We start from the raw sequence: 22,365 nt of genomic DNA on the forward strand, positions 1-22,365 counted from the left end.
GCCCGAAAACCCGCCTTCTAATTTCCCTAGATATCCAGATTCTCACGCAGATAGGATTTCACCTGGTCAATATTGATCCGCTGCTGATCCATCGAATCACGCTCGCGAACCGTCACAGTGTCATCCTCCAGCGTCTGCCCGTCCACCGTCACGCAGTAAGGCGTACCCGCCTCGTCCTGCCTGCGGTAACGACGCCCAACAGCACCCTTCTCGTCATAGAAGCATGCAAAATGCTTCTTCAGATCGTTCGACAGCTTACCCGCGATCTCCGGCATGCCTTCCTTCTTCACCAGCGGGAACACAGCCGCCTTGATCGGCGCTATCGCAGGGTGGAACCTCAGCACATTACGCGTCTTACCCTTAACCTCTTCCTCGTCATACGCATCAACCAGAAACGCCAGCGTACTCCGGTCGATACCAGCCGAAGGCTCGATCACGTAAGGAATATACCGCTTCTTTTCCTGATCATCGAAGAATGACAACGGCCCCTTATGGTAATCCTCTGCCTCTTCCTTGAGCGTCACCTTCGTCAGATCCCGCCCGTTCTCGTACCAGTCGTTGATCGTCCGCATACCCCGCTGATGCTGCCGCAGGTCGTAATCGGTCCGGTTCGCGATCCCCTCCAGCTCCTGCCAGTCGCCCTGCCCGAACGGGAACTTATACTCCACGTCCACGCACGCTTTGGCGTAGTGAGCCAGCTCATCCGGATCATGATCCCGGAACCGCAGATTCTCTTTCTTGATGCCGTACTCGACATACCACTGGAACCGCTGTTCCTTCCAGTGCTTGTACCATTCCTCGTCCGTGCCCGGCTCGCAGAAAAACTCCATCTCCGCCTGCTCGAACTCACGCGTACGGAAGATAAACGCCTTAGTCGTCACCTCGTTACGAAAACTCTTACCGATCTGCGCGATACCGAACGGCACCTTCACCCGCGTGCTGTCCAGCACGTTCCGGAAATTCGCAAAAATACCCTGCGCCGTCTCGGGACGCAAAAATACCTTCATCTGATCGTCGACGTTCGCTCCCATCTCAGTCTGGAACATCAGCTTGAATTCCATCGGCGCCGAGAACTTCCCAACCGCCCCGCACGCAGGACACACCTTCTTATCCAGGTTCTTCGCATCCTTTGCCGCAAGCTCAGGATCGATATGCTCGGTATGCTCTTCCGCGCCTTCGGTCAGATGATCCACCCGCGAACGCGTATTGCACTTCTGACAAACCGTCACCAGGTCCGCAAATTTATCCGCATGACCGCTCGCCTTCCACACCAGTGGATGCATGAAGATCGACGAATCCAGCCCCACAACATCATCACGCATCTGCACCATGCTCTTCCACCATGCATTGCGCACGTTGCGCTTCAGCTCCGAGCCCAAAGGCCCGTAGTCATAACAGCTCGCCAGCCCGCCGTAGATCTCGCTCGACTGAAAAATAAACCCGCGCCGCTTGCAAAGTGAAACGATATCGTCCAGTTTTGTCAGTTTAGCCATAAAAAATTCCTGAATAAGCCCTCGTAAATTCGTTGTAAGTCGTTTTTCAAGCCGACATTGTACACCAAACCGCCCTGATTACAAGTTTATCACCTCCGGTTTTTATTAGAAGAAAACATTTCGATTCGCTATACTTATAGACAAGTAAACGATTTTACCGAACCCCGCCCCTCCCCGGGCAATTCACACAGGACGTAGATGGAACCGATACACGAACAAAAACAGTCAAGACTCAGAACCGCCGTCTTCGCGATCACGGTCTTTCTCGGCGCATTCCTGCTTTTCCAGGTCCAGCCGATCCTCGGCCGCTACGCCCTCCCCCTCTTCGGAGGCAGCCCCGAAGTCTGGACGACATGCATGCTCTTTTTCCAGGTCTTCCTGCTCGCCGGCTACGCATACGCCCACTTCATCAACAGCCGACTCTCCCCGCCCCGCCAGCTCGCCCTGCACCTCGCCCTGATCGTCTTCGCACTCATCATGCTCCCGATCATCCCCAACCCCGCCTACCGACCCGACGGCCAGGCAAACCCCATCATCCAGATACTGCTAATGCTCACCGGCTGCGTCGCCCTGCCCTACCTCCTGCTAGCTTCCAACAGCCCGCTCACCCAGGCATGGTTCACAAAAGCAAACCCCAACACAAAACCCTGGCGTCTCTACGCCCTCTCAAACGCAGGCTCCCTCCTAGCCCTGCTAAGCTACCCTTTCGTATTCGAACCGACCCTCACCCGCCAGACCCAGGCCACACTCTGGAGCTGGGGCTTCGCCGTCTTCGCAGGCCTGAACGCCCTATGCGCCCTGCTCGTCTGGAAATCGCACAAAAAATCCACCGCCCCCATAACCGAACCGAACGACCAACCCTCCCAGACCACAGCCGAAAACATCCCGCTCGCCCGTCGTCTCCTCTGGTTCGCCCTGCCCTGGGCCGCGGTCGTCGAACTGCTCGCCGTCACCAACACCATCACCCAGGACATCACCGTCGTGCCCTTCCTATGGGTCCTGCCGCTGTGCCTGTACCTGCTCTCGTTCATCATCACCTTTGACCACCAGCGCTGGTACATCCAGAAGTTGTGGATAGGTCTTTTCATCGCCGCCATCGCAGCCGTCATCTATGTCCGCCAACAGTCCGCCCTGGACGACCCCAACATAATTATCAACGCAAAAACCCTCGTCGCAGCATACTGCTTCCTGCTCTTCACCTGCTGCATGGTCTGCCACGGCGAGGTCTACCGCCTCCGCCCCCACGCAAGCAAACTGACCTCCTACTACCTCTCGATCTCCACCGGCGGCGCGCTCGGCGGCATCTTCGTCGCCATCATCGCACCCGCCATCTTCAGTGAATACACCGAACTCTACGTCGGCCTGCTAGCAACCGTCCTGTTCGTCCTGCTCGCCAACGACACAGGCAAAACCGCCTTCGCCCGCAGACGCAAAGTCGTCCTCGCCTCCGCCGTCGTACTCGTCGCAGTCACCGGCGCCGCCCTGCAGGGCAAACGCAGCACCGCCGGTCAGCGAGCCGTCGCCAACACCCGAAACTTCTTCGGCGTGCTCACCATCTGGGAAGAGGACTGGAACGACCCCGCCGCCCACAAATACATCATGCAGCACGGCACGACCTTCCACGGCCTGCAGTTCACCGACCCCGAAAAACGCCTCCTGCCAACCTCCTACTACGGCCCCGAAAGCGGCGTCGGCGTCGCAATGGACTACCTCCAGCAGAACGAACCGGACCTCAACATCGGCGTCGTCGGCCTGGGCGTGGGCACCATCTCCACCTACGGCCGTCCCGACGACTACATCCGCTTCTACGAGATCAACCCCGCCGTCGAGGACTTCGCCCGCGAATATTTCACCTACCTCTCCGATACAAAAGCCGATACAGACGTCGTCATAGGCGACGCACGCCTCTCGCTCGAAGCAGAACAAAACGCCTTCGACCTGCTCGTCCTCGACGCCTTCTCCAGCGACGCCGTCCCCATCCACCTGCTCACCAGAGAAGCCTTCCGGATATACCTCGACAACCTCAAACCAGACGGCATAATGGCACTGCACATATCATCCCAGCACCTCGACCTCGCCCCCGTAATAGCCCGACTCGCCCAGCACTTCAACCTTGCAGGCCGCATATTAGAGCCCAGCCGAGACAACCAGAAGGGAACCTTCGAATCAACCTGGATACTCCTCACCCCCGACCAGCAAACCCTAACCGCCCGCAAATTCCGCCTCCACTCCTTCCCCCTCAAACCCGACAAAGATACCAGCCTCTGGACCGACGACTTCGTAAACCCCCTCGAAGTTCTGGAATACTGACAGAGCACCAAAAACATGTTTGCTAGGTAACGACCGAGTTTCATAAAGCTGCATATCCACTATTGCTTAGCCGCCCATTTTATATCATCTTGTATGCTCTTATGAACAGCTAGACTATGTCAAACTTTCCAGAAAATCCCAACAGGATTACTCTTAAGGCGTTTTCTGCTCCCACGAATTTCGTTTAATTTTTTCATGATATCCTTTGCAGATGAGACACCAGATGATCCACTGAGAGCTGCAATTATTGCCAAGGGTATTGAACCTGTTGATGCAGCAGCTATCCCCAACCCCACACTACCAGCTAAAGCCACAGCCTGACCAGAAACGGACATTATCTCTTTTGGAAGTTCTTGTACGTGTGTTTCATATTCCTGTAAAGCGTCACGGAGATTCTGCGAAACCTTTTTTGTAACATCCTCGACTGCGTCGCAATCAACGGAACTAATTTCCATAATCCCTCTGCGAAAGACTTCTCTCATACCTTGCAATTTGTTACTCCTTCTTAACTCGATAATCCCTTGTGCTGGCACTTTTGAAAAGCACGGTATGTTCCGCAAATCTTCATGCAATACGTGTGTAACAAGAGTGTCCTCTGCGCCCATACTTAATTGTGATGCTGAACATTCGAGTTTCCATAAAAAGTACTGCCAAGAAGTAGGTGCGTCAATAATTGGAATTCCTCCGTACAGATCACAATGAGCTAAGACATTGTTGGCCTGCATGAATCTGCCTTGTAAACTTTTCAGCAATCTCATTTTTGAGGGTAATGGTTCAAATGGGATCGTTAGTTTTTTTTCAAAATCATCTAGAATGATGCCAATCTGATCAAGAGGCAAAGGATTTTCTTCAATATCAAATACAAACCTCTCTTTATTTTTTACACTTGACGCCAATGCTTCAACATCAGGTGCATGCTCAAAATACTCCTCTATGTCTTTAAAAGAATTGAATCGATAGTCAAAAACTTTTCCCAAATGATTCTGTAAATCGCTCTGACTAAACACTTCAATGATCTTTGGCAATTGATCTGACAAATAGAAATAGCTCGGAACAAATACCAAGATAGGAACGTCAACGTCTGCAATAGCCCACTCTTTATAGCTCATGGCAGCAAGTGCATTCTTCGCTAGAATGTAAGTTGAATGCTCAGGTTGCAGCATGGCATGCATACCAAGACTGCTAAAGATTGGGTCAGGCAGAACAATAGTATCCGCATACAGTCCTACGTTGCTTACAAGATTTGATTCCGGGTGTGGGAATACGTTACCACCGTAAACGGCTTTAAGTGTAGGCATTCGGCGAAGATGTGAAGCAGTAACCACATTTGCTGTACTCCACAATTCTTTTAGATATTCGAACATTTCGGGAGCTGCAGATTTCCACGCCTCCACATAGTCCTTGTCCTTGGCCATTATCTTTGCCATTTGGTGAGGTGTCAGTTCATGAGTTTTCATATCTCCATATGGTTTCGAGAAATAATATTCCAAGAATTCAACATATTTTTTCTGAACGTCGATTAAAGGCATCCGTGCAGCTTCACGCTCTATTACCTCAGCCCTAACCAGCTCAGCAGTAGCAACAAGTGCTGGGTTTACAGTATCCGGTAAGATTAGCCCATTTTCGTCATATCCTACTTCAGCTAAAGAGTCAATAACCATAGGGTCTATGTTTTTTTCAACTGCTCCTGACGCGAGTTCGGTCTCAAAAACGGCAATTGCTTCAGTAACTTGCTCAGGGGTCGTTGATTCAGATTTAGATGTTATGGCTTCTATCATACCGCTGCCTTTACCATTCCATTCGGGTTCCTTTTTTAGGACAACATATTCAAGGTGGTCTTTTTTTAGATTATCAGAAGAAAGAAAGTTGACGTCCTTTTTAACGATGCCTAATTCAAATAAGACAATGGGGCCTTGCGATGATTGTATAGCAGGAGCTAATATGTATGAATTATACTTGCTGTATTCTTTTTTAAAGTTGTCCAAATTGCAAGATTCTGGCGGAGGGGTCATGCGGTGGAAACGTCCCGTACAAAGCATTTGTTGCTCAATGTCATACCCTCTAGTTTTGGCACGACTGATGGCGGCTTTTGGATTGGTACCTATGAAAACGGAGTATCCATCAGGTTCGCTAGTAATATCACCTTCAATTATTGAAAAACGAATTAATTCCCTAGAATCATTTTCTCCAAGGTTATGTTTCCAACGGGAGAATATCTTTCTGCCAGCATCTTGACCATCAAAAAGAAGACCAACGACAGGTACAGCCTCGGCAGCAAATACATACAAAATTCCGTTCCAGCCAGCTCTATTCCAAAGTGAAACATCAATAACACCATCTATGTACATCTTTCCCCTCTACAAAAAGTCGACCACAGATAACTAAACAACTATTATTTAGAACCCCTCAGGCTCGTATAACGCAGAAACCAGAGTTAGTAGTACTAAGATACCATTCTATTCCTTTTGGAAATTGGTGGTGCTGCTCACTTTCAACAGCATTAATTGCTAGCTCCCAAAACAATACAACGGAATCCATTATACTGGTATATTAACAACTAGCAAGAGATTTTCGGGATTGTGGCTCGCATTATAGCATAAGGTTTACTATCCAAGGAACTTCAATATCCCCTACTCAATCTCATCCTTGATCTGATTCAGCAGATTGATCGCCTCGATCGGCGTCAGGTTGTTCACATCCAGATCGCTCAGCCTGTCCAGCACGCCCTTGTTCCGCTCCACGAACAGCATCTGCTGATCGTCGCTCGTCTTATGCCTCGTCAGCTCAGGCCCCGCCGCCTCTTTCGCGAACGTATTCTCCAGGTCCAGCAATATCTCCCGACTCCGCCGCACCACCGACTTCGGCAGCCCCGCCAGCTTCGCCACATGAATACCATAGCTCTTGTCCGTCCCGCCCGGCAGTATCTTATGCAAAAACACGATCTCGTCCTGCCACTCCCGCACCGCCACATTACAGTTCTTCACGTTCACCAGCAGCTCCGCAAGCTCGGTCAGCTCATGATAATGCGTCGCGAAAAGCGTCCTGCACTTGATCTCGTTCGCGATATGCTCCGTGATCGCCCACGCCAGCGAAAGCCCGTCATACGTACTCGTCCCCCGCCCGACCTCGTCCAGTATCACCAGCGACCGATCCGTCGCGTTGTTGATAATGTTCGCCGTCTCGGTCATCTCCACCATAAACGTCGACTGCCCCCGCATCAGCTCATCCGACGCCCCCACCCGCGTGAATATCCGATCCACCACCCCGATCTTCGCCTCCTTCGCCGGGATGAACGACCCCGTCTGCGCCAGCAGCACCAGCAGAGCAACCTGCCGAATGTACGTACTCTTACCCGCCATATTCGGCCCCGTGATCACACTAAGATCGCCATCCTCACCGCCAAGATTCACATCGTTGGGCACAAACTCACTACCCAGCGACTCAGCCAGCACCGGATGCTTGCCCTCGCTGATCTCCAGCGTCTTATCGCCAAGCATCGCGGGCCGAACATAGCTCCTGCTCCTCGCAAGATGCCCGAACGCAGCCAGGCAGTCCACCGTCGCAATGCAGTCCGCAAGCTCCTGCAGCCGCGAGATATACTTCGCCGTCTCCTCACGCAATTTCTCGAACAGCCGCTGCTCCAGCTCCAGCGCCTTATCCCGCGCCCCCAGCACCTCGTCCTCGTATTTCTTCAGCTCGTCCGTCACATAACGCTCAGCGTTCTTCAGTGTCTGCTTCCGCACAAAATCCGCCGGCGCCTTCTCCGCCATCGACCTCGGCAGCTCGATATAATACCCGAAAACCCTGTTATAACCGACCTTGAGATTCGCAAGCCCCGTCCGCTCGACCTGCCTCTGCTGAAACTCCGCCAGCCACGTCTTGCCGTCACTGCTCACCGACCGCAGATGGTCCAGCTCCTCGCTGAATCCGTCGCGAATCACCCCGCCGTCCCGCGTGTGCGGCGGACAATCAGGATCGATCGCCGCCTCCAGCAGATCCGCAAGCTCGTCCATGCTGTCGCACCGTTCAGCCAGCCGCCCCGCCATATCAGCCTCACATCCAGCCAGCACCTCCCGCAGCGCAGGCACACGCCTCAGCGTCCACCCCAGCGAAAGCAGATCCTTCGGCGACGTCCTGAACGTGCTGATCCTCGCAACGATCCGCTCCAGGTCCGCCACCTCCTTCAACTGACCGCGAATATCTTCGCACGCACTCTCGTTCTCCGCGAACTCCGCCACCGCGTCCTGCCGCATCTCGATAGCGCCCACATCACACAAAGGCATACATATCCACGCCCGCATCATCCGCGAACCCATCCCCGTCAGCGTCTGATCCACACTGTCCAGCAGCGTCCCCTTCTTGCTCTCGCTGCGTATCGTCCGCAATATCTCCAGCGACCGCAGCGAAGTCTGATCGATCTGCAGAAAATTCGACCGGCTCACCTTCCTCAGCGACGAAATATGCGTCAGCGCCGTCTTCTGCGTCTCCTCCAGGTACTCCAGCACCGCGCCTGCCGCATTGACACCAACAAAACCGTCGTCTATCCCGAACCCCTCCAGCGTCTTCATCTCGAAATGCTTGAGCAGCTTATCCTTCGCCATATGGCTGTCAAAATACCACCCCGGCCTCCGCGTAACCGTAGCCCCCGTCAGCCTCTCGATCTGCTGTTCAAGCTTCTTCCCCTCCATCTCGAACAGCTCGCCCCGCATCTCAGGCAACAGACACTCCTTCGGGCCAAGCCTCATAACCTCGTCCAGTATCGCCTTGTCGTCCTCCAGCTCCTGCACGAAAAAATGCCCCGTCGAAATATCCACCCAGCTAACCGCCGCAGACTTCGGCCCCAGAAACACCGAACACAGGAAATTGTCCTCCCTTGCCTCCAGCAGCATATCATCCGTCAGCGTCCCCGGCGTCACCACCCGCACAACATCCCGCTTGACCACCCCCTTCGCCTGCTTCGGATCCTCCACCTGTTCACACACCGCGACCTTGTACCCGGCCTGCAGCATCTTCTTCAAATACCCGTCCACCGCATGATAAGGCAGCCCCGCCAGCGGTATCGGATCCGTATTCTTATCCCGACTCGTCAGCGCAAGACCCAGCACCCGCGAACATGTCTTCGCATCCTCATAAAAGGTCTCGTAAAAGTCCCCCATCCGGAAAAACAGGATCGCATCCGCGTACTTTTCCTTGAAATGGTGGTACTGCTTCATCGCCGGCGTGATTTTTTTCGTCTTTTTAGCCATAGGCCGCGATTATACTCAAATCTCGCCGTCTCTCAACTCCGCTATCAGCAATTTCGCCTTTTCCGCGTCCCCCGCCTCCAAAAGCCGTTCCAAAAGCACCCTCTGCCTATCCGTGATCGCCGCCGCCTGTCCGATTTTATAATCCTCTACCTCCAGCACCCGCATTATCTCCCCGCAAAGCTCATCCACACCACTCCCCTGCACCGCACTCATCTCCACCGCCCCGTCAAACTCATACCCCACATCCTCCACGCCCAACTTCCGCCCCAGATCCGCCTTGTTCAGCACCGCCACCGCGCACCGCCCCAGGCCCTCCAGCCCCGTCCGTTCGATCCGCCTGCCCTCGCTCGCATCCACAACATACAGAACCATATCCGCCCCCTCGATCAGCTCCTTCGTCCGCTGCTGCGCCCGCTCCTCCAGCACATCCCCGCCAGCCAGCACCTCGTCCAGCCCAGCCGTATCCACCAGCTCAACCGCCAGCCCGCCGATCCGAAAATCCGAACTCACCCAGTCCCGCGTCGTCCCCGCCTGCTCGGTCACGATCGACCGCTGCCTGCCCGCAAGCGTATTCATCAGCGTACTCTTGCCCCCGTTCGGCGGCCCAGCCAGCACGATCCGACACCCCTCCACGAACAGCCGCGCCCGCTCACTCACCGCCAGCAACTCCCCGCAATCGGCCCGCACCTTCCCCAGCTCCCCCCGCTCGATCTCATCCGACCACCGCTCAACCACAGCCGCAAGCCCGTCCCCCGTCTGGTACGCCGCGATCTCCGCCCCCACCAGCGTAGCCGCCCTGCACTGGACCACCCTACTCTCCGCCGCTATCATGCTCTCACCCCTGCGTTTGTCTTTGACAAGCTCCTCCGCCTCGATCACCTGCACACCACGCCCCGCAAGCTCCCGCACGATCTCCTCCACGATCAGCGGATTGCCGTGACAGTTTATCGCAATATCATCTTCCCCCCGAACCGCAACCACCACATTGTCCAAAACCCGCTCACCAGCAACAATATCACCCGTATAAAGCCTCCCCGCCTCAAACGCTCGCGCCTCACCACCCCCAGTCCTAAACATCTCTCCCAAAACCCGCGCAGCCCCAGCCCCGCGAACCTCCACACTCGCAATAGCAGACACCCCCCGCCCAGTAACCACCGCCGCAAAAACCAAGCTACTCATCCGCTTCTCCGTAAAGCCGATACTTATCGCGGTCGAGACCGAGCATAACAATCTTACCACACAGGCCAGAATAAAATCGCAAAAAATCCTTGCCGACAATTATTGCAGGACCACAAAACAGCAACAAAATAGAACTGGATATCAGTCCTTCTCTGATAAGCTGAATTTCCCCCGTAATCAGAGCTGCAAAAATTGACATGCCGAGCGGGATAAGGAACCAGACACCCAGAAAAAGTCTTTTGGTAGTTGTCAACCTGACCTCGAAGAAGCTCAACATAGGAATTTGTAAGCCAAGCACTGGAAACCAAAAAGCCCACGCCGAGGACAGCAGAACAAAGCTTTCAACATTTTTTTGTTCTTCGCCACTACTCAAAGACAAAAGCTTCAAAGAGAATAAAACATTTATAGTTAAGTAAACCAACGCACAAGCTGCAATGAAAATGTCAGATTTTCGCATTCGCTTTCTTATGCTTTTGGTGGCAATGCCTTTAAATTTCCTCTTCCAGAGATACCCGTCTTTCTTGACTTTTTGTCTACCGACCAAAATAAAAATCGGAATTATGGCTATTAAAGCCAAAAGGCCGTTACAATCCCAATCCATGATCGCCTCCTGAGTAAATTCCTACTCCTGCCCCTCACCCTTATCCTTCTTACCCTGCTGCTGATCTTCTTCGTCCCACTCAGCGATCTGCGCCTGATCCGCCAGGTGCTTCTTATACGCCAGAATGATGCCCTTGACCACCAGGTCCGGCACCCACGCATCCACGAACGGACACCGCGCCTTGAGCATCTCACTGCCCCCGCCCGTCACGATCGTCTGAGGCCACCGCCCGACCTGCTCGGCATACATCTCCGCCATCGTCCGCAGCAGACCAACCGCCCCGTAATAGATCCCCGCGTTGATCGCATCCTTCGTATTTCCTCCCACCGGACTCATCGGCTCGTGCAGCTCCACGCGAGGTAGTTTATCGGTCCCCTCGTGCAGCGCATCGGCGCCCATCTCCAACCCCGGCGCGATCACGCCCCCCATGAACACGCCTTCCTCATCCACCAGGTCTATCGTTACAGCCGTCCCAAAATCCGCCACGACCACCGCATCCTCGATCACCGCGAACGCAGCCGCAGCCGCGACCACCCGGTCCGTCCCCACTTCCTTCTTATTCTCCACCCCCATCTCGATCGGCAGCCGCACGTCCTCGCCGATCACCTTGATCTTCTCGCCCAGCGCCCGATCGACCATCTTCCGCACTTCCTGCGTCAGCTTCTCGTTCACCGAGCAGACCACGATCACACCGTCACGCTTGTCTTCTGTCGACCCAGCCACAACCGGTACTTCCTCCCACGCCTTCGTCAGCTTGTCCTCCAGCTTGCCCAGCTCGTCACTGTGCACCGACTCGGTAAACTGCTCCCGGTCGTCAAGAAAAAACGCCGTCTTGATCTTCGTATTGCCAATATCTATCGCCAGTATATTCATTCTTCCTTACCTTTTACAACTCTCCAAAGTTTCTCATTAAGCTCGTCCAGCCCCTCACCCGTCACCGCCGAAACTCCCATCACCCCGTCCACGCCCAGCCTGTCGATAATGTCCTGCGTATACTCCCCGTCCGGGTCCAGGTCCGTCTTGTTGACCGCGATAATTTCCGGCTTCTCCGCCAGCGTCTTGCTGTGCATCGCCAGCTCATTCTTGATCTTATGATAATTTCCCACCGGATCACTGTTGTCGTCCGGCTGAATATCCAGCAGATGCAGCAGTATCCGCGTTCGCTCGATATGCTTCAAAAAGTCATGCCCCAGCCCCGCACCGTCGTGCGCACCCTCGATCAGCCCCGGGATATCCGCCATCACGAAACGCCTGAACCCCGGCAGCTCCACGATCCCAAGCACCGGCTCCAGCGTCGTAAACGGATAATTCGCCACCTTCGGCCGTGCATGCGAACTCCGCGAAACCAGTGTACTCTTGCCCGCGTTCGGCAAACCCACCAGCCCCACATCCGCGATCAGCTTCAGCTCAAGCCTCAAATTCCTCTCCTGCCCCACTTTGCCGTCCGTCGCCATCCGCGGCGCCTGATTCGTCGAACTCGCAAAGGACTTGTTCCCCCTACCCCCTCTGCCGCCGCGAACGATGCGAACCTCCATACCAGGCGTATCCATATCCTTTATCATCATATCGATGTCGGTATCGTAAACGATCGTCCCAACCGGCACCTTAATAACCAGATCCTCACCGCCGGCGCCGGCCTTGTTGCTCCCCTCACCCGGCATACCGTTCTTCGCCCGCCAGTGGTGCTTACCCGCAAAGTCCACCAGCGTATCGATCTCCTGACTGGCCAGAAAATACACATCGCCGCCCTTGCCCCCGTCGCCGCCGTCCGGACCGCCCTTGGCAACGAACTTCTCCCTGCGAAAACTCACACACCCGTGACCGCCGTCACCGGCCTTGACCCAGATTTTAGCTTCATCAACAAACATCTAATTGACCTGAAATAATATGGTAGCGAAAAGAATTGTACCGTATTTACACTTGAACGCCATAAAAAGCGACACTATAATCCTGCCTGCTTGAAATTAACGATAATCTAACACAAAACTGCGTCCCCGGCAACAGCATCACGTCTCGAACTTACCGACGCCTTACACAGGAAAAACCAGACTTGAAACTAACAGATTCGATCAACTTCAGATTAGTCACGTATATGCTGCTGCCATGCGCCGCAGTTCAGGCCGTAGTAATAGCGGCACAACATGGTCACGCCGCCTATTCAGTCAGTGAGAACGGCCCAATCGAATGGACCCAGTTCGCGGTCCTGATGATCTCCGGAAGCATCCTGCTCGCCCGTGCTTACAAAACCACCACTCCACAACTTTCTCGACTCATGGCCGCTTTCCCCATCATGGCCGCCGTTCGCGAACTCGACAAGGTCTTCGACCGCCGCATTTTCGACGGTTCCTGGCAGCTTACAGTCTTCGCCATCCTCGGCCTCACTGCATGGTACATCTCCCGCCACAGCAAGAAAATAGCCGACCAGCTTACAACCTTCCTCCGCGAAAGCTCCTCCGGCCTCATGCTCGCCGCAATGCTCATCATTCTGGGCATAAGCAGGATCGCGGGCCAGCAAACCTTCTGGGAAGCTGTTATGGGCGAAAACCACCTTACCGTAGTCGGCAGGCTCGTCGAAGAGACCCTCGAAATAACAGGCTATCTGATCCTCGCAGCGGCTGCTGTGGAAAAAACATTCTTCAACCTGCCCCTCAGCCTGCAAAATGAACTCGCCGAAAAAGAAACAATCCAGCAAAGAAACCTTATCCCCCGAAAGCAGGCAGGCTAGCGCCACCGCCCCTGTTCAAAATCATAATTGTAGTGCTGCCTAACCTTGAATACTGCCACAGACTGAGGCACCGCCTCAAAATACTGATCCACATCGTCGAACAGCACTTCCACCCCCTCCCTCGCAATAAAACCCGCCTTGTCCCCCGTAATTACGATCTCGTCCCAGACCACCCCATACCCCTCCAGCTCTTTCGCAACCTGCCACTCCGTACCGATCGGCCGATCCGTAATGACATGAACCCGCGCACAGGCCGAAACCAGCGCACGGGTCATAAAACTGAAAAATTCCGGGTACTCGCTTACCGTACCGTCAAGATCTACACCAATTTTCACTTTCGGCCCCCGCGGAAAAGTTTTCACACTCTCCATAGAAGCTGTTTCAAAACTGCTTTTGGCTTGCCGGCGAGCAATTTTTTCGGCTCGGCAAGGCGTGTAAAACCGGCCATAGCTATAACGCATTAATGGCTGGCACTGATGTCAGCCATTGCGTGTGCGTTGACTTGTCGGCCATATTAGACTTTCATCGCGTTATTTATCACCCTAAAGGGTGTATTGACGGTTTTGCACAACGCAGCCGAACGGAAAAAGGGCCGCCGGAAGACAAATCTGAGTATTGGAACCGCTTCTGATACCCCGCAAGGGACCAAAAGCAATGTTAGACTACCCGGCCAGCCGAAAGCCTGTTCAAAACCCCTGAACTAGCCGTTCACTTCCATATAGTCATCACAATCCCAGATACCGCCCGTATGAGCCGCCCGAACGCATACATCGCGATTACTGCAGTCCGCACAGATACCCTTGAGCTGACCCTGCACGGCTCCGACTTTCATGGGCTCGCTCGACAGCTTGCCCGATTCACTGTTGTTAAACTCCGCCGAAGCGCCCGTGTCAAACTCCTCACATTCGATCATGGGTTTGTCAGGCTTGACCTTCAGCGCACATTCGCCGCCCTTGACACATGTTCCGCAAATGTTACCCGCGTTACCGTTATCTGCCCGAATCACTTCTACTGAATCCATTTTACATCATCCCGATCAATTAGTTTATCTGAACTCTATTTTATAACCGTGCCGCAATATCAGTGCGACTTATAGTAATTATCAAAAATCCTACTACCTACGTCAATACTTATTCGCCGCATTTTTCACAAAACAAAAAATTTTTCTTCGAGCCAACTGCACCCAAAAGGCTTTAAAAACTGGTCGCCGATTTTGCCGATTTATCGCAAACATTAAACTTGCGACCCACCCCGCTGATTTGTATCCTGCAGTAATAGAAGTACTTTTTCTCAAAAACCTAAGCTCGCAGGCCTTGAAAAGATGAGCAAGCCAAAACAAATATTAATACAAACGCTTTTAGCAGCAGCACTTATATCTTCTGCCTTCGCCGAAGAAACTGAAAAAGGTCAGAAGGTTGTGATTACCGCTGCGCCTGCCCGCCGCCTCGCTGGTGCAAGGATAAAAAAAGAGGTCACTTGGCCCGACAATTACAAGCAGGCCATCAGCAAGGCCAAAAGGCAAAAAAAGGACCTGCTCATCGCATTTACCGGGGCGAAAATAACCCAGCCGGCCGCACTCCTCACAGCAAAGGTCCTTTATAAGGAAGATTTCTACGAAAAGGCCTCACGCAGTTTCACAATGCTCAACATAGACTGCCCACCGAACGCCAAGCTCAACGAATACCTCTCCGAGCAGCTCTACGTCCTGACAAACAAATACAAGGTCGATAATCTCCCGACCCTTTTCATAACCTCGCCCGATGGAACCCCCTACCAGGTCACCGGCTTCATCCCCAAAACAGCCACCCCCGAAAAGTATCTGCAGCACCTCCTCGAGCTGAAAAAAAAGAAAAATGAAATGGTCGACCTGTTCGAAAAGGCCGAAGATGAAGATTCCGCAACTAAGAAAGCCAAACTCCTCGACCGAGCCCTCTCCATGACCAACCCCGCTCTCGCACGCAATTTCCATAACGAAAAGATCGACTTTATCATAACTGCCGACAAGGACAACTCACTTGGCCTGAGAAACAAATACGCCGTCCCACGCCAGCTCGAAAAAGCATACCGAGCCATCGAAACACGCGACTATAAGCTCGCAAAAACCATAATCGACACAACCATCCGCGAACTCAGACCCGACGGCCCGCTCCTTCAGCAGCTCTACTACGCACGCTCACAGGCACAGTTCCACCTCGAAAACCCGCAGGGCCAGCTCGACAGCCTCAACCGCGCCCTCCAGGCCGCCCCTCAATCACCAATGGCCGACCAGATAAAACGAACCATCGCATACTACTTCACCGCCCCGACTGAAAATTCCACCCAGTTGCCGCGATAGAATAAGTAACCCAATCACTGCAAAACGCGTACTGCCTTGTGAACTCAACAAAAACTTGCTTTACGCAACACAAGCCGGGTATAATCAAGCCCTCATTATTATCTTTTTTGGAGGCATAACAAATGCGGTCTATAACAATCATACTTTTATCTCTCGTCATCATCGCATCAGCCGGCTGTTCTTCCGGCGAAGGCTATTCACGCCAGGGATACGACTTCTCCACCGTAGACACCGTCGCGGTCATCAGCGTAGAAGGCAGGATCGCCGGCGCAGCCGCCAAAAACCAGATCAGCGACTACTTCATCGCCGAGCTGCTCCAGAAAGGTTACGCACCCGTCGAACGTGCCGAAGTAGAGAAACTGCTCGAAGAGCACGAGTTCCAGGCCTCAGGCCTTACCAGCAACACCAACGCCGCCCAGGCAGGCCGAATTCTCAACGTCCCCGCGGTTATCATAGTGAACATCCCGGAGTTCAAGGACAACATCGCGATCTCAGCCAAGATGGTCGACGTCGAGGACGGCAGCATCCTCTGGCTCGCAACAGGTGAGGGCAAAGTCGGCGAATTCCTCACAACCCTCGGCGGCGCAGCAGCAGGTGCAGCAGCAGGCATCGCCGTCTCAGGCGAAGACGACGAAGCGGTTGGCGGCATCGCAGGCGGCGTACTTGGCGGAGTGGTCGCAAACCAGATGACGCCACAGAAAGAGAAAAAGGCCAAAGAGATAATCGACAAAATGTGCGAATCCCTGCCCTCCCTGATGACCAAACCCGAAAAGAAGGGCTGGTTCTAAATTTCACCCCACCCAGGCCATAAGCACAAAACTTCCGATAGAAAAAAGGCTGTGAGTCGCAAAACTCACAGCCTTTTGTTATGCACTAAAAACAGTTCCAACAGTTTCGCCAGCCAAGACTACTCCCATTCCTCTCGCTGCTGAGACTGAGAACGTGATCTCCATGTATTTGAGCTTCCGCCCGTCCCTGCCCCACTGCTATCATCAGGCGAAGCAAATACATTCGAAGGCATATGCTCAGGCTTCAGGAACAGATAATAAAGTTTCCCCTCGTGATAGACCTGACCAGCAAGCCGACCGGCCTCCTCGCCCTGTCCCAGATAAACATCGCACCTGCCCGGAGCCCTGATCGCTCCGCCCGTATCCTGGTCCAGCACGAACCCGGTATAATTGCTCGTCACCGTCCGACCGCCGATCGAACGCGGCATCTTCGAAGACATAAACACCAGCGACGCCCTCGGATATACCGACTTGTCGGTCGCTATCGTCCTCCACGGCGTAACGGGCTCATTCAGGCTCCCCCGCGGCGCGCCCCTGCTTATCTGGAAGAAAACAAAACGCGGATTCTGGCTCACATAATCGTCAACCTCCTCCGGGTGCACCTTGAAATAATCGATCATCGCCTTGAGACTCATCTTGTCCGCCGGGATCGCACTGTTCTTGAGCATCTGTTTCGAAACGCTCTGATACTTGTGTCCGTTTGTCGCCGCGTACCCGACCGTGATCAGCTTCCCGTCAGGCAGACGGATCTTCGCAGAGCCCTGCACGTGTGCGATATAGACCTCGAACGGATCGCTCAACCACACAAGCTCATTGCCCTCCAGCATATCCGACGCCTCGATATCCGTCCGCGAAGGATAATCAACAATGCTCCCGTTCGCCGTTCGCCGACCGAGTATCTCACCATTGGCCCCCTTCACCAGATCGTCAGGCTTAGAATACAGCGGATACTTAAAACGCGCCGTCCGTTTCATCGAACCATCAAATATCGGCGTGTAATAACCTGTAAACAGCACCGTCCCCATATTGTCACAACCAACCGAAATATAAACATCATACTTCCGCTTGATCGCCGCCGCCAGCTCCCTGCCAGACAACCCGCTGTCGAGCATGTTCACGAATTCCTGCAGACTCGCCACTACTTTACGATGCGAAATGTCACCATACGGAAAGAACTGCTGACTCGAAGGCTTTGCCATGTAATTAAGACTGTTCTTGATCGCCGACCGAAGATTGCTCGTATCACACGCTGCAATTGTGAAATCCGGAATCTGACTCGGATCCGTGATCTTTCTCAGCGCCAACTGTCCCGGCGGCAGCGGTTTTTCGTAATCCTTCTCGTCTTCCTCAACAACCTGATCCTGCTGACAACCCGCAAACAGCAAACCCATCAACGCCAACACAACAAGTAATCCCTTACGCCTCATCATTATCTCCATATAGTTACACACATTTATCACTTACACTTACACTTACATATCGGGCATAATAACAAAATTCTCCCTGTTTTTGTATGTCATTTCAAAAAATGCATCACCTGTTATCTCCCCCTCCGCTCGACTGGAGTTCTAAGCACCCTTTATGATTCCGCTCTGGCCTCTCTTTTTGCCCGAATTACCTTTGAAACCACAATCTTTTTAGTATATCATGCCAGCCTCATTTGCTGGCCCAAAGTCAGCGGGAAGCGTGGAGTTAACTGGTTTATCAACTTGTATCACGAAAGGTCAAACGTATGGAGATCAAAGCCTTCAAGGGACTGCGATTCAACCCCGATGTCGTAGGTGATGCCGGAAGCTGCATCTCACCGCCCTATGACGTCATCGACGAAGACATGCAGCAGGCATTGTATGACGCCAATCCTTACAATATCGTACGCGTAATTCAGGGCAAAAAATCATCCGAAGATTCATCGGACAATAACCAGTACACCCGCGCAGCCGAGTTCCTCAAAGATGCCCAGCAAGAACAGGCTCTCAAGCAGGATGAAAAAGATACCATCTACGCCTACGTCCAGGATTTCGAGATCAACGGCCAGCAGCAAACTCGAAGCGGCTTTGTCGCCCTCGGCAAAATCGAAGATTTCGGCTCCGGCGTGAAAGCTCACGAAAAAACTCTCGACGGTCCCAAAGCCGACCGCCTAAACCTCATGCGGGCAACCGCAGCCCAGTTCGGACAGATCTTCATGCTCTTCAACGACCCTGAAAAAGTCGCCGACAAGATCATGGAAAAAGCCGCCCAGGGCGCTCCCCTGCTTTCGTTCACCGATGACATGAATGTAGTCCACAAACTGTTCGCCATTGATGACCCAGCCGATGTCGAAGCCGTCAAGAACATGATGGGCGACAAACAGGCTATCATCGCGGACGGACACCACCGCTACGAAACGGCCCTCAACTACTGGAAAGAAACCCAGAACCCCGACGCACAGTACCGCATGATGACATTCGTCAACATGCACAATGAAGGCCTCGTCATCCAGCCTACTCACAGACTCGTCATGAACATGCCCGAATTTGATGTCGAAAAGCTGGTCGAGCAGCTCAAAGACGACTTTGCCGTCGTTCAGTTCAACTTCAACAGCGACGAAGCAAAACAGCTCGCACGCAAAAAGATGTTCGAGCAGATGAATAAGGCTTTCGAAAACGAAAAGGCAGCGCTTGGCATCTATGCAGCATCAGGATCATTCTACGTCGTCACCCTCAAAGACTTCGCATCCATGAACGACTTCGCCGACATGAGCGACGCAGCCAAAAAGCTCGACGTCAACGTATTGCATAACCTCATCCTCGATCGCGCAATGGGCATCGACGACGCAGCATTGGCAAAACAGAGCAACCTCAAGTACATCAAAGACATAGGCGACGCCATCGAACGCTCGATCGACGCTGTTGACTCCGGCCAAAGCCAGGTCGTATTCTTCATGAACCCCACGCGCATCGAACAGGTCAACGCCGTTGCAATGGCCGGCGAAAAAATGCCGCAGAAATCAACGTTCTTCCATCCCAAGGTCTTTACCGGCCTCGTGATCAACAAACTGTAAAAATGCAAAGGTACTTATTACCAATTTTATTAAGAGGAGTTTAGCAAATGACCGATTGGAAAAATCCTCCAAGACTGTTCATCCCCGGCCCCGTAAAGGTCGATGAGGACGTGCTGCAGCAGCTCGCCCGACCGACCCTGGGCCACAGGCTCAAAGAGTACGTCCAACTGCACAAAGAGACAGTGGACATGCTCAAAAAGATTCTCTATACCGACCAGAACATCTTCCTCAGTTCTTCATCAGCTTCAGGCATCTGGGAAGCTTCCATACGCAACTGCGTACAGATGGACGAAAAGGTCCTCTGCACAATGTGCGGTGCGTTCTCGGATAAATTCGCTTCGATCACCCGTTCCTGCGGCCGTGAAGCCGACGAGCTCAAGGTAGACTGGGGCCAGGCCATCACACCTGAAATGGTCGACGAAAAACTCGCATCCGGCAACTACACTGCCGTAACGATGGTCTACAACGAAACAAGCACAGGCGTAGCTAACCCTGTCTATGAGATCAGCGAAATGCTCCGCGAAAAATACCCGGACGTCCTCGTCTTTGTCGACGCAGTTTCCGGCATGGTCGGCCTGCCCATCCACTTCGACAAGCTCGGATGGGACGTAGTATTCGCATCGGTGCAAAAAGCCTGGGCCATCCCGCCGGGACTCACCGTAGCAGCAGTCAGCGACAGAGCTCTCGAAAAAGCCAAAGAGGTCCCCAACCGCGGCTACTACTTCGACTTCCTCGAATTCGCAAAAAGAGCCGAAAAACACCAGACGCCTACCACGCCTGCAATCCCCCACATCATGGCTCTGCACTACCAGTGCACCAAGCTGCTCGATGAGGGCATGGAAAACGTATGGAAGCGTCACAAGGAAATGGGCGACTTCGTCCGAGCATGGGCAAAAGAGAATTTCGCCCTCTTCGCACCCGAAGAATATGTCTCGGACACCCTCACCACGATCAAGAACACAAAAGGCATCGACGTCGCCGCCGTAAACAACGCTCTGCAGGAAAAGCACAACACAGTCTTCGGTAACGGCTACGGCAAGCTCAAGAATGAGACCTTCCGAATCGCTCACATGGGCGACATCAACATGGCCGACCTCAAGGAACTGCTCGGCTGGATCGACGAAGAGATCAAGTAAACCAGCCCCCTAGGAAATGCGAAAAGGCCTGCGGCTATCTCATACCGCAGGCCTTTCTTATTGCCAGGTAATTCTCTCCACTCCGGTCTATGCTGTTTTCTTCCTGCCGGCAGCAACGAACAGTCCACCCGTTACAAGCAGTGCAATCGTAGCAGGCTCTGGAACCGGAACACTGTCGGGCGTATTGACCGCCCATTCGCTCGACCCGTCAGGCAGCGCGATCACATGGGCACCGACACGAAGGGTCTGATCATTCATTGCCGAAACGATATCGTCAAAGTCAACCCATGGAGCAGTTGTGAAATTGAATCCGACATGCTCACCCGAATTCACTCCATCATGTGGAGGCCGGCGCATAGGTCCGGCACTGTAAGTCGTGTTGAATGCAAGACCTCCGCCAAGCTGTGGAGGACTTGCGCCGTGCCAGAAATCAACTCCTGAACCGTTGTCTATAACTGGAGCACCAAGCGCCGCCAGACCGTCATCGAAGTATACTCCGGCTATGGAACTGGATGCTGCCGTACTGTCATTGCGGAACTCAAACCTTACCATACCGGCAGTGGGCTCTGAAACGTCCACCAGCAGGGTAAGCTGTTCGCTGTCGTTATAGGCCCCATTGTCCGTGAATGGATTAACCTCGAATATCACACCCCCAGCCGCCTGCCCCCACGGCAGAACAGCAAGACCTATTAAAATCAACGTTAACCTTTTCATAATGCTCTCCTCTGATCAATTGATTTCCATTTAAAGACGGCCTTGGAACTTTTAACGACGGCCCAAGGCTTCATGGAAAACATAGGAAACAAAATCAATTCATCCAAACCGTTATTTTTTCAAAGAGCAGAAAACTTGTTTTTTCTATGCACTCTGTTATATTCCTTTCTACCCTATACGTCGACCAGCACCATGAGTCGGACTGAATTAGTGCATTTTTCTGCTAAGATCTCAGATGAATGGCCAAATAGTACTCAATAATACATATGTGACGATTGTAGCAATAAAAGAGGCTCTCAATTACGTCCACTACAAAAGACGGGTAAGTAATAATGAATTCTGACGCAAAATCCAGGCGATATGAACGAATCCACTCCCAACTGTCGGACCTTCTAAGCCAAACCCCCGATACGACCGCTCGAATGGCCACCACAGCCGCACTGCTGCACCACAAATTCAAGTCCTTTTTCTGGACAGGATTCTACCGCCTCATCGACGGCCAACTCACAGTCGGCCCATACCAGGGCCCCCTGGCTTGCCAGATCCTCGAAAAAGACAAAGGCGTCTGCTGGGCGGGCGTAAACTCACGCGAACCCGTCGTTGTACCCAACGTCCATGAATTCCCCGGCCACATCGCTTGCGACTCACGCTCCAAATCCGAGATCGTCGTCCCCTGCAAAGATAAAAACGGCAATATCTACGCAGTTCTTGACATAGACAGCACCGACTTCGACACCTTCGATGAAACAGATGCCGCCGGACTTGAAAATATCACCGCCCTGCTGACCCGCTGAAACC

At 53.2% G+C, this 22,365-nt stretch carries 18 protein-coding genes; 7 read left to right on the plus strand and 11 right to left on the minus strand.

Annotated elements, in window-relative coordinates:
* Positions 1-26: 26 nt before the first annotated feature.
* Entirely contained in the window at positions 27-1,493 is a 1,467-nt protein-coding gene (locus STSP2_RS14940; RefSeq protein WP_146663531.1) for a glycine--tRNA ligase, read from the minus strand.
* Positions 1,494-1,691: 198 nt separating this feature from the next.
* On the opposite strand from STSP2_RS14940, the gene STSP2_RS14945 reads away from it, so the two are divergent.
* Positions 1,692-3,803 (plus strand): fused MFS/spermidine synthase, encoded by a 2,112-nt coding sequence (locus tag STSP2_RS14945; protein ID WP_146663532.1) that lies wholly within the window; start codon positions 1,692-1,694, stop codon positions 3,801-3,803.
* 119 nt (positions 3,804-3,922) lie between these two features.
* On the opposite strand, the gene STSP2_RS14950 is transcribed toward STSP2_RS14945, so the two are convergent.
* The 6 genes from STSP2_RS14950 to obgE all read right to left on the minus strand — a co-directional run bounded on the left by STSP2_RS14950 (position 3,923) and on the right by obgE (position 12,697).
* A complete protein-coding gene (locus STSP2_RS14950; RefSeq protein WP_146663533.1) occupies positions 3,923-6,151 on the minus strand; it encodes a hypothetical protein in 2,229 nt (742 codons plus the stop codon).
* A 282-nt stretch (positions 6,152-6,433) separates the two neighbouring features.
* Positions 6,434-9,049, minus strand: a complete 2,616-nt coding sequence (gene mutS, locus STSP2_RS14955; protein WP_146663534.1) for a DNA mismatch repair protein MutS — start codon at positions 9,047-9,049, stop codon at positions 6,434-6,436.
* A 15-nt stretch (positions 9,050-9,064) separates the two neighbouring features.
* On the minus strand, positions 9,065-10,228 hold the full coding sequence (locus STSP2_RS14960) for a GTPase (RefSeq protein WP_146663535.1): 1,164 nt from the start codon (positions 10,226-10,228) through the stop codon (positions 9,065-9,067).
* Positions 10,221-10,829: a hypothetical protein gene (locus tag STSP2_RS14965; protein ID WP_146663536.1), complete on the minus strand. Its 609-nt coding sequence runs from the start codon at positions 10,827-10,829 to the stop codon at positions 10,221-10,223. Before STSP2_RS14965 ends, STSP2_RS14960 begins: the two co-directional genes overlap by 8 nt.
* A 21-nt stretch (positions 10,830-10,850) precedes the next feature.
* Positions 10,851-11,702, minus strand: coding sequence for a type III pantothenate kinase (locus STSP2_RS14970; protein WP_146663537.1), 852 nt, complete (start codon positions 11,700-11,702; stop codon positions 10,851-10,853).
* Positions 11,699-12,697, minus strand: a complete 999-nt coding sequence (obgE, locus tag STSP2_RS14975) for a GTPase ObgE (RefSeq protein ID WP_146663538.1) — start codon at positions 12,695-12,697, stop codon at positions 11,699-11,701. Before obgE ends, STSP2_RS14970 begins: the two co-directional genes overlap by 4 nt.
* A 182-nt stretch (positions 12,698-12,879) precedes the next feature.
* Between obgE and STSP2_RS14980 the strand changes: the two genes are divergently transcribed.
* Entirely contained in the window at positions 12,880-13,554 is a 675-nt protein-coding gene (locus STSP2_RS14980) for a hypothetical protein (protein WP_146663539.1), read from the plus strand.
* On the opposite strand, the gene STSP2_RS14985 is transcribed toward STSP2_RS14980, so the two are convergent.
* Both STSP2_RS14985 and STSP2_RS14990 read right to left on the minus strand, forming a co-directional pair.
* Positions 13,551-13,889 carry a hypothetical protein gene (locus tag STSP2_RS14985; RefSeq protein ID WP_146663540.1) on the minus strand — a complete coding sequence of 113 codons (339 nt, stop codon included), beginning with the start codon at positions 13,887-13,889 and terminating at the stop codon, positions 13,551-13,553. The two genes, STSP2_RS14980 and STSP2_RS14985, sit on opposite strands and share 4 nt — an antisense overlap.
* 365 nt (positions 13,890-14,254) lie before the next feature.
* Entirely contained in the window at positions 14,255-14,575 is a 321-nt protein-coding gene (locus STSP2_RS14990) for a hypothetical protein (RefSeq protein WP_146663541.1), read from the minus strand.
* 300 nt (positions 14,576-14,875) lie between these two features.
* On the opposite strand from STSP2_RS14990, the gene STSP2_RS14995 reads away from it, so the two are divergent.
* Both STSP2_RS14995 and STSP2_RS15000 read left to right on the plus strand, forming a co-directional pair.
* Positions 14,876-15,889 (plus strand): hypothetical protein, encoded by a 1,014-nt coding sequence (locus tag STSP2_RS14995; RefSeq protein ID WP_146663542.1) that lies wholly within the window; start codon positions 14,876-14,878, stop codon positions 15,887-15,889.
* A 122-nt stretch (positions 15,890-16,011) separates the two neighbouring features.
* Positions 16,012-16,677 (plus strand): CsgG/HfaB family protein, encoded by a 666-nt coding sequence (locus tag STSP2_RS15000; RefSeq protein WP_146663543.1) that lies wholly within the window; start codon positions 16,012-16,014, stop codon positions 16,675-16,677.
* Positions 16,678-16,796: 119 nt separating this feature from the next.
* On the opposite strand, the gene mltA is transcribed toward STSP2_RS15000, so the two are convergent.
* Positions 16,797-18,104, minus strand: a complete 1,308-nt coding sequence (mltA, locus tag STSP2_RS15005) for a murein transglycosylase A (protein WP_169853257.1) — start codon at positions 18,102-18,104, stop codon at positions 16,797-16,799.
* Between the two features lie 305 nt (positions 18,105-18,409).
* Between mltA and STSP2_RS15010 the strand changes: the two genes are divergently transcribed.
* Both STSP2_RS15010 and STSP2_RS15015 read left to right on the plus strand, forming a co-directional pair.
* On the plus strand, positions 18,410-19,717 hold the full coding sequence (locus STSP2_RS15010) for a DUF1015 domain-containing protein (protein ID WP_146663545.1): 1,308 nt from the start codon (positions 18,410-18,412) through the stop codon (positions 19,715-19,717).
* A gap of 47 nt (positions 19,718-19,764) precedes the next feature.
* Entirely contained in the window at positions 19,765-20,853 is a 1,089-nt protein-coding gene (locus STSP2_RS15015; RefSeq protein ID WP_146663546.1) for a pyridoxal-phosphate-dependent aminotransferase family protein, read from the plus strand.
* Between the two features lie 87 nt (positions 20,854-20,940).
* Here the strand turns inward: STSP2_RS15015 and STSP2_RS15020 are convergent, their stop codons facing one another.
* Positions 20,941-21,567 (minus strand): PEP-CTERM sorting domain-containing protein, encoded by a 627-nt coding sequence (locus STSP2_RS15020; RefSeq protein ID WP_146663547.1) that lies wholly within the window; start codon positions 21,565-21,567, stop codon positions 20,941-20,943.
* Between the two features lie 332 nt (positions 21,568-21,899).
* Here STSP2_RS15020 and STSP2_RS15025 point away from each other — a divergent pair, with 332 nt between their 5' ends.
* Positions 21,900-22,361: a GAF domain-containing protein gene (locus STSP2_RS15025; RefSeq protein WP_146663548.1), complete on the plus strand. Its 462-nt coding sequence runs from the start codon at positions 21,900-21,902 to the stop codon at positions 22,359-22,361.
* Positions 22,362-22,365: the final 4 nt, after the last annotated feature.

Origin of the sequence: Anaerohalosphaera lusitana (genome assembly GCF_002007645.1) — a bacterium.
In the GTDB taxonomy this organism is placed as follows: domain Bacteria; phylum Planctomycetota; class Phycisphaerae; order Sedimentisphaerales; family Anaerohalosphaeraceae; genus Anaerohalosphaera; species Anaerohalosphaera lusitana.

Coding starts and splice junctions, on each gene's coding strand:
- STSP2_RS14990 (WP_146663541.1), bottom strand. CDS start 14,575: ATGGATTCAGTAGAAGTGATTCGGGCAGATAACGGTAACGCGGGTAAC.
- mutS (WP_146663534.1), bottom strand. CDS start 9,049: ATGGCTAAAAAGACGAAAAAAATCACGCCGGCGATGAAGCAGTACCAC.
- STSP2_RS15020 (WP_146663547.1), bottom strand. CDS start 21,567: ATGAAAAGGTTAACGTTGATTTTAATAGGTCTTGCTGTTCTGCCGTGG.
- STSP2_RS15000 (WP_146663543.1), top strand. CDS start 16,012: ATGCGGTCTATAACAATCATACTTTTATCTCTCGTCATCATCGCATCA.
- STSP2_RS14960 (WP_146663535.1), bottom strand. CDS start 10,228: ATGAGTAGCTTGGTTTTTGCGGCGGTGGTTACTGGGCGGGGGGTGTCT.
- STSP2_RS14945 (WP_146663532.1), top strand. CDS start 1,692: ATGGAACCGATACACGAACAAAAACAGTCAAGACTCAGAACCGCCGTC.
- STSP2_RS15010 (WP_146663545.1), top strand. CDS start 18,410: ATGGAGATCAAAGCCTTCAAGGGACTGCGATTCAACCCCGATGTCGTA.
- STSP2_RS15015 (WP_146663546.1), top strand. CDS start 19,765: ATGACCGATTGGAAAAATCCTCCAAGACTGTTCATCCCCGGCCCCGTA.
- STSP2_RS14940 (WP_146663531.1), bottom strand. CDS start 1,493: ATGGCTAAACTGACAAAACTGGACGATATCGTTTCACTTTGCAAGCGG.
- STSP2_RS15025 (WP_146663548.1), top strand. CDS start 21,900: ATGAATTCTGACGCAAAATCCAGGCGATATGAACGAATCCACTCCCAA.
- obgE (WP_146663538.1), bottom strand. CDS start 12,697: ATGTTTGTTGATGAAGCTAAAATCTGGGTCAAGGCCGGTGACGGCGGT.
- STSP2_RS14965 (WP_146663536.1), bottom strand. CDS start 10,829: ATGGATTGGGATTGTAACGGCCTTTTGGCTTTAATAGCCATAATTCCG.
- STSP2_RS14950 (WP_146663533.1), bottom strand. CDS start 6,151: ATGTACATAGATGGTGTTATTGATGTTTCACTTTGGAATAGAGCTGGC.
- mltA (WP_169853257.1), bottom strand. CDS start 18,104: ATGAGGCGTAAGGGATTACTTGTTGTGTTGGCGTTGATGGGTTTGCTG.
- STSP2_RS14995 (WP_146663542.1), top strand. CDS start 14,876: ATGAGCAAGCCAAAACAAATATTAATACAAACGCTTTTAGCAGCAGCA.
- STSP2_RS14970 (WP_146663537.1), bottom strand. CDS start 11,702: ATGAATATACTGGCGATAGATATTGGCAATACGAAGATCAAGACGGCG.